Annotated in this window: 10 protein-coding genes; 4 read left to right on the top strand and 6 right to left on the bottom strand. The window is 68.5% G+C overall.

Annotated elements, in window-relative coordinates; all coding sequences use genetic code 11:
• The 3 genes from MTR62_RS19215 to MTR62_RS19205 all read right to left on the bottom strand — a co-directional run.
• Positions 1-398, bottom strand: a 398-nt coding sequence (locus MTR62_RS19215) for a hypothetical protein (protein ID WP_244023976.1), incomplete at its 3' end; no start/stop codon positions are given.
• An 18-nt stretch (positions 399-416) separates the two neighbouring features.
• Positions 417-1,427 carry a cysteine synthase A gene (locus MTR62_RS19210; RefSeq protein WP_244023974.1) on the bottom strand — a complete coding sequence of 337 codons (1,011 nt, stop codon included), beginning with the start codon at positions 1,425-1,427 and terminating at the stop codon, positions 417-419.
• A 137-nt stretch (positions 1,428-1,564) separates the two neighbouring features.
• The gene (locus MTR62_RS19205; RefSeq protein WP_244023973.1) at positions 1,565-1,882 is read right to left on the bottom strand and encodes a 2Fe-2S iron-sulfur cluster-binding protein; all 318 of its coding nucleotides are present in this window, start codon (positions 1,880-1,882) and stop codon (positions 1,565-1,567) included.
• A gap of 179 nt (positions 1,883-2,061) precedes the next feature.
• Here MTR62_RS19205 and MTR62_RS19200 point away from each other — a divergent pair, with 179 nt between their 5' ends.
• Together MTR62_RS19200 and MTR62_RS19195 are read left to right on the top strand one after the other, a co-directional pair.
• Entirely contained in the window at positions 2,062-2,679 is a 618-nt protein-coding gene (locus MTR62_RS19200; protein ID WP_244023971.1) for a DNA-3-methyladenine glycosylase family protein, read from the top strand.
• Positions 2,680-2,995: 316 nt separating this feature from the next.
• The gene (locus tag MTR62_RS19195) at positions 2,996-3,217 is read left to right on the top strand and encodes a hypothetical protein (protein WP_244023969.1); all 222 of its coding nucleotides are present in this window, start codon (positions 2,996-2,998) and stop codon (positions 3,215-3,217) included.
• 27 nt (positions 3,218-3,244) lie between these two features.
• On the opposite strand, the gene MTR62_RS19190 is transcribed toward MTR62_RS19195, so the two are convergent.
• The 3 genes from MTR62_RS19190 to MTR62_RS19180 form a co-directional block, all read right to left on the bottom strand.
• A complete protein-coding gene (locus MTR62_RS19190; RefSeq protein ID WP_244023967.1) occupies positions 3,245-3,604 on the bottom strand; it encodes a YigZ family protein in 360 nt (119 codons plus the stop codon).
• 348 nt (positions 3,605-3,952) lie between these two features.
• Positions 3,953-5,068, bottom strand: coding sequence for an acyltransferase family protein (locus MTR62_RS19185; RefSeq protein WP_244023965.1), 1,116 nt, complete (start codon positions 5,066-5,068; stop codon positions 3,953-3,955).
• Between the two features lie 11 nt (positions 5,069-5,079).
• Positions 5,080-5,388, bottom strand: a complete 309-nt coding sequence (locus tag MTR62_RS19180; RefSeq protein WP_244023963.1) for a 4a-hydroxytetrahydrobiopterin dehydratase — start codon at positions 5,386-5,388, stop codon at positions 5,080-5,082.
• Positions 5,389-5,464: 76 nt separating this feature from the next.
• On the opposite strand from MTR62_RS19180, the gene ccmA reads away from it, so the two are divergent.
• Positions 5,465-6,046, top strand: a complete 582-nt coding sequence (gene ccmA, locus MTR62_RS19175) for a heme ABC exporter ATP-binding protein CcmA (RefSeq protein WP_244023961.1) — start codon at positions 5,465-5,467, stop codon at positions 6,044-6,046.
• The coding region (locus MTR62_RS19170; RefSeq protein ID WP_244023959.1) for a heme exporter protein CcmB at positions 6,043-6,493 on the top strand (451 nt) is incomplete at its 3' end. The genes ccmA and MTR62_RS19170, both read left to right, overlap by 4 nt.

Genomic DNA, 6,493 nt, shown 5'->3' with positions numbered 1-6,493 from the left:
GTCGGGCTCGGACTGGCGCCGGACGGCCCGCCGCCCGTGCCCGCTCCCGTATTGCCCCCCGGCATCGCGCCGGGCGAGGTGGCCGGAGTCGGCGTCGGCGTGGGGGAAGGTTCGGCGGCGGGCATGACCCCGATGTCGGCGAGCGGATCGCTCACCGGCTTCTTGTCGGGCGCATCGGCCGCCACCACGTCGCGGATCGGGTCGGCCTTGTCGGCCAGCCGGGCGCGATCCATGATGATGTTCGCCAGGCCCACGATCAGCAGCATCGCGCAGAGCCCGAACAGCCCGATCTGCAGGCGGTGCACCGCCTGCGCGCGCAACTCGCGTGGATCGGGCGGCGCGTAATGCTGCGCCGATGTCAGGGGCTCGAGAACCTGGGGCGGTATCCTGGCGGGCATCGTGGGTGTAAAATTACCTCAGCGGGCGAGCCAGGGAAAGACCGGCAGGCCCTTGGCTTCGAGCCATTGGGGATTGTAAAGTGTGGACAAGTAGCGAAAGCCGGTGTCGCACAGGATCGTCACCACGCGCGGCTGAACCTTGCCCTGCGCGACGAGTTGGCGGCCCAGCGCGACCGCTCCCGCCACGTTGATCCCCGAGGACAGCCCCAGGCACAGCCCTTCTTCGGACAGCAGGCGGCGCACCCATTCGAGGCCTTCCTCGTCCGACATGCGAAACTGCGTGTCGATCGGCGCGCCTTCGAGGTTGGCGGTGATGCGCCCCTGCCCGATCCCCTCGGCGACCGAAGACCCCTCGGCCTTCAGTTCCCCGTTGGCGTAATAGTTGTAGAGCGCCGCGCCATAAGGATCGGTCAGCGCAACGGTGATCGCCTCGTCGAAGGCCTTGAGCCCGAGCCCGGTGCCCGCCAGCGTGCCGCCGGTGCCCGCCGCGCACGTGAAGCCGTCGATCCGCCCGCCCATCTGCTGCCAGATCTCGGGCGCGGTGCTTTCGATATGCGCCTTGCGGTTGGCCACGTTGTCGAACTGGTTGGCCCAGACCGCACCGGGCGTCTCTTCGGCGAGACGGCGCGAGGTGTGCACGAAGTGGTTGGGATCGGCGAACTTGGTGGGCGGCACGAGGACCAGCTCGGCGCCCAGCGCACGCAGCGTGTCCATCTTTTCCTTGGACTGGTTGTCGGGCATGACGATGACCGACTTGTAGCCGCGCGCGTTGGCGACAAGCGCGATGCCGATGCCGGTGTTGCCGGCCGTCCCTTCGATCACCGTGCCGCCGGGAAGCAGCTCGCCCCGGCTTTCCGCATCGCGCACGATCCACAGCGCCGCGCGGTCCTTGACCGAGGCGCCGGGGTTGGCGAATTCGCACTTGCCCCAGATTTCGCATCCGGCCGCCGCGCTTGGTCCTTTCAGCAGGACGAGCGGCGTGTTGCCGATGAGGTCGATGGACGAAGGTCGGGAGTCAGGTGCTGTCATGCGGGAAGATGTAGGTCGGGCCTGTCGGTGTCGCAATTCAATTGCGCTTTAGGCCGGTAAAGCTGGACGCACGGTGAACGCGTCGCGATGGTCCGGCGCGGGCCCTTGCCGCCCCGCGCCGGACCATCGAAAAAGAATCAGTCTTCCGAGACGATCGTGACCTTGAGGCCGTCGAGCGCGTCGGTGACCGGAACCTGGCACGAGAGGCGCGAGGTTTCGTTGCGCGCGTCCGAGCTGTCGAGCAGGTCGGATTCGTCTTCGCTCATCTCGGGCAGCTTATCGAGGTAGGCGGGATCGATGTGGACGTGGCAGGTGGCGCACGAGCAGCAACCGCCGCACAGCGCGAGAAGTTCGTCGAAGCCGTTGTCGCGAATGGTTTCCATCAGCGTGCGGCCCAGTTCGGCCTCGACGCTCTTTTCCTCGCCCGACGAGTTGACGACGGTGATCTGCGGCATTTTCCTGTGTTCCCCTCTAGGTGGTGCGGATTGCTTCGCGGCACCTCTACACGCCGCTGCGTTGCGGTGCTAGAAGCGCCGCCGGGCTTTGGCAAGCCGGTATATTCATAACAATTGACCAAAACGTAATACTGCAAGGCCATCAAGCGCGGTATCGGGTCTGTACGAGGAAGGCGACCATGGGACTGAGCGCAAGGCAGATCGAGCAGGGGCTGGCCGCGATCGGCGCGATCGAGCCGGCCATGGCGCGCGCGCTCGCCGCCTGCGGCTACCCCGAACCGCGCCTGCGCCCGACCGGCTACGCCACCTTGCTGCGCACGATCGTGGGCCAGCAGGTCTCGGTCGCCGCGGCCAGTTCGGTCTGGGCCAGGCTCGAAGCGCTGCTGGGCGCGGCGGTGCCGCCCGAAGCGCTGCTCGCCGCCGAATTCGACGCGCTGCGCGCCTGCGGCCTGTCGCGCCAGAAGCAGGGCTACGCGCGCTCCTTGTGCGAACTGGTCGTGGCCGGCACGCTCGACCTCGACAATCTGCCCGAGGACGACGAGGCGGCGATCGCGCAGCTTATCCAGATCAAGGGCATCGGGCGCTGGTCGGCGGAGATCTACCTGCTCTTTGCCGAAGGGCGCCCCGACATCTGGCCCGCGGGCGACCTTGCGGTGCAGGTGGGCATCGGCAAGATCCTGGGTCTTGCCCAAAGGCCCAGCGAAAAGGAAACCCGCGCGCTGGCCGAAGCCTGGCGCCCGCACCGCGGCGCGGCGGCGATCTTCACCTGGCACTGCTACAACAACGCGGCGCTTTAGAGCCACGCCCTGGAGCCACCCCCAGACGGCGCCACGCGGCGCCACGCGGGAGCGGCACCGGCCTTGCGCCCCCGGTCCGTGCGACCCTGGCCTTTTCGGAGCGAAACCAGTCCCTTCCACCCGGCGCGCCAGGCCCTCGCCCGGTCTCTTTGCACCGATCCGGATGAAACCCTGGTGGAACTTTCGCCATCGAAGCGCATTCTCCCCGCGGCTGGCAACTTGCGACAGATCAATGAAAAGATCGCACTTTGCCGGTTTTGAGAGAGAATGGACGCGCCTGCCTTTCGGCGGCGCGGGGACGACCCGAGGATACGCGATGCCAGTCTACCAGTTGCACTTCGCCGAGGACGGCGTGGGCCTTGCCCAGCGGCTTGAATTCACGGCCAGCGATTCGAGCGAGGCGCTGATCGTCGCGCACAAGGAAGCCGCCAACCGCAACGCGGAACTCTGGCTCGGCGATACCCGCCTGTGCGCCATCCGCCGCAACCGCGCGCCCGTGCCCGACGGCGCCGTGAGCTGGGGCGCGCTGGTCATCTGACCGGCCGCCCGGCTCCCACAACGCCCCCTACCGCCCGGCCTCCAGCGCGGCGAGGTAATAGGCCACCGCATCGCGCACATGGCGAAAGCGGTCGCCGCCCAGATGCTTGCCCCCGTACCACCGCGTGACGATCACGAGATGGCGCTCCATCCCCGCCGCCTCGAGCTGCTGGAGGATGATCATCCCCGCCCCGCTCTCGCCATCGTCGTTCTTGACCGGGCCGTCCGCGCCCAGCAGCCCCCACGAATTGTGCGTCGCCCGGGCAAAGCGTTTGGCCTTCCTGAGCTGCTCGACCAGCGCGCGCGCCTCCCCCCCGTCACGGCACGGCGCGCCCGAAACGGCGTACTTCGAACCCCGGTCGGTGATGATCTTGTCGAAGGTGCGCATGGCGCGGGCTTTAGCGAGCGGGACGGCACGAGGCAAAGATCGGGGGGAGCAAAGGAGAAGAAAAGGTTTGTTCAAGGGGTTAACACCCCTTGACCCCCGACTGTAGAGCGCAGTTCTCTCAGCCAGCGATGCGCGTGGGAGGCAGGGATGCCCCTTCGGGGCGCTACGGGCGAAGCCCTTTCAATCCCGCGGCCACGGCATCGAGACGGCCTTGATACCAAAAAGGGCTTCGCCCGGAGCCCACCCCCGCCACGATCGCGCAACGATGCGCGCGCCGGCTGCCCCAGACAGTCCGGGGAGCCCGAGGGTAATAACCCTCGGAAACTATTACTCCTTCTTCTTCACCCTTTACACCGCAGTGACCGCCGCCGACGCGCGCGCGGAACTCTCGTCCGGCAGGAAACGCCGCTCCATCCAGCGGCGCAAGTGCCCGGTCTGGTGCTCGGTGAGGATCGAGATCAGCGCGCAGGTGCCGATCACCAGCGCCAGCAGCGCGGCCCAGGCAAGCGGGTTGTCGCCCGCCTCCAGCCCCCACGAGCGCAGCAGCTGGATCAGCGGCCAGTGGAACAGGTAGAGCGTGAAGGAGAACCCGGCGAGCGCGTGAGCCAGTCCCCTCAGCCGCTCGACCACCGGCGCCACGCGCGTCACCAGCGGGCGCAGCGCGATCACCGCCAGCGCCATGATCAGCCCCATCGCCAGGTCGGGCAGCACCCAGTAGGACCATTTGAGCTTGTCGTACCACAGCTGCGCGGCGAGCGGGTTGAGCACGCTCATGTCGATGCGGAACAGGCCCCAGGCCGCCGCAAGGCAGATCGCCAGAACGAAAGGCGCCGCGCCGATCGGCAGCTTGCGGGCCGCCGGGATGGTGGTCAGCGCCACGCCGGTCAGCCAGACCGGGAACAGCAACAGCAGGTTGGGGCCTGCCGCCAGGCACGCCAGCACCACGCAGACCGCGCGCGCCCAGCCGCGCAGGAAGAACGCCAGCGCGAAGATCGCGTAGTACCACACCTCGTAGCACAGCGACCAGTACGGCGGGTTCCACACCGGCGCGGGCATCCCCGGCCAGGCGCTCAGGAACACCAGCGGCGGCAGGATACGCTCGGCAAAGAGCAGCGGATCGTCGGGGCTGTTGTCGATCCGCACCGGCGCCTGTCCGGCCAGCACGTAAGCGGCGAAGGCGGCGAAGACGAGCGCGGGAACCGCCACCGGCAGGATACGGCTTACCCGCGCCACGGTGTAGCGCGCCAGCGAGGTGCGCCGTGCGGTGACCGAAGTCGAGATGACCAGCCCGGACAGCACGAAGAACACGATCACGCAGTAATGCTGGAGCCGCGCGGTAAAGGGATAGGGCCCGGTGTAGAAATGCAGCTGCGCGCTGTGCCCGACGACGACGAGCACCGCGCTGGCGAACCGCGCGAAGTCGAGCACGACCGACAGCGGCCGGTTGAGAAAGCGATCGTCCATGGCCGCAGGGCTCAGCCCGCCCCGCCCGCGATCGCGGCCGCATCGATGAAGGCGGCCATCTGCGCGTCGCGCGCGCTGAGGCCACCGGCATCGTGCGTGGTCAGCGTGATCTCCACGCGGTTATAGACGTTGCACCATTCGGGATGGTGATCGACCTTGTCGGCGTGGAGCGCGACGCGGGTCATGAAGCCGAAGGCGGCGTTGAAATCGGCGAATTTCAGCGTGCGTTCGATCGCCTTGCCATCGCCGCGAAGGCGCCAGAGCGGATGCGCGGACAGGAGGGCATCACGGTCATCGTCGCATAGGGAAGGCACGGGCATAAGCGCACACTTTCATCGAATCGCCAGACACCGGGGCGCTTGGCAGACCCCGGCCTTTCTACTAGGGCACGCGGTCATGCAAGAGGCCAGAATCGCCATCCGTGAGCTTGCCTGCCGACGCGGCGACAGGGTGCTGTTTCGCGCGCTGTCGCTTGACCTCAACGCGGGCGAGGCGCTTCAGGTTGCCGGGCGCAACGGGATCGGCAAATCGAGCCTCTTGCGCATCTGCGCCGGGCTGGCTCCGGCCTACGCCGGAACGGTGGAGCGCAGCGGCAGCGTCGGCCTCGTCGACGAGCGTCCTGCGCTCGACCTTTCGCTCCCGCTCGGGTCCGCGCTCGGCTTCTGGCAGAAACTCGACGGGGCGCACGATGACGCCACGCTGGAGCGCCTTGGCCTCGCCGATCTGCTCGACGTGCCGGTGCGCTATCTCTCGACCGGGCAGAAAAAGCGCGCCGCGCTCGCCCGGCTGATCGGGCAGAAGGCGCCGATCTGGCTGCTCGACGAACCGCTCAACGGGCTTGACGTGCACGCCGTGGAGCTGACCGAGGCGCTGGTCGCCGAACATTGCGCCGCGGGCGGGCTCGCGCTCGTCGCCTCGCACCAGCCGTTCCGGCTGTCGGCACTGCGCACCCTCGCGCTGTCGGACTACGCGGCGTGAGCGGGCGGATCGCCCCCCTGCTGGCGCGCGACGTCAAACGCCTGATGCTCGGCGCGCGGGGCGGCGGGGCGCTGATGCCGGTGCTGTTCTTCCTGTCGGTGGCGATGCTCTACCCCTTTGCGGTCGGCCCCGACGCGCCGCTGCTCGCGCGGACCGGCGGCGGGGTCATCTGGATCGCCGCGCTGCTTGCCGCGATCCTCCCGCTTGACCGGCTGGTCGAACCCGACATCGAACAGGGCCAGTTCGACCAGTGGGCGCTGCGCGGTATCGCCGAGGAGATGGTGATCGCGGTGCGCGTGCTGGCCCACTGGCTGAGCTTCGGGCCGCCGCTGATGCTGGCGACGCTGCCCGCCGCGGCGCTGCTCGGGCTCGACGGGCACACGCTGGCGGTGATCGAGCTGGGCCTGCTCGCGGGCACCCCCGGCCTAGCGGCGCTGGGCGTCACGG

The organism is Novosphingobium organovorum, from assembly GCF_022832435.1.
Taxonomy (GTDB): domain Bacteria; phylum Pseudomonadota; class Alphaproteobacteria; order Sphingomonadales; family Sphingomonadaceae; genus Novosphingobium; species Novosphingobium organovorum.
The sequence above is the reverse complement of the archived record's forward strand: the minus strand, read 5'-3'. Positions and strand labels throughout refer to the sequence as shown.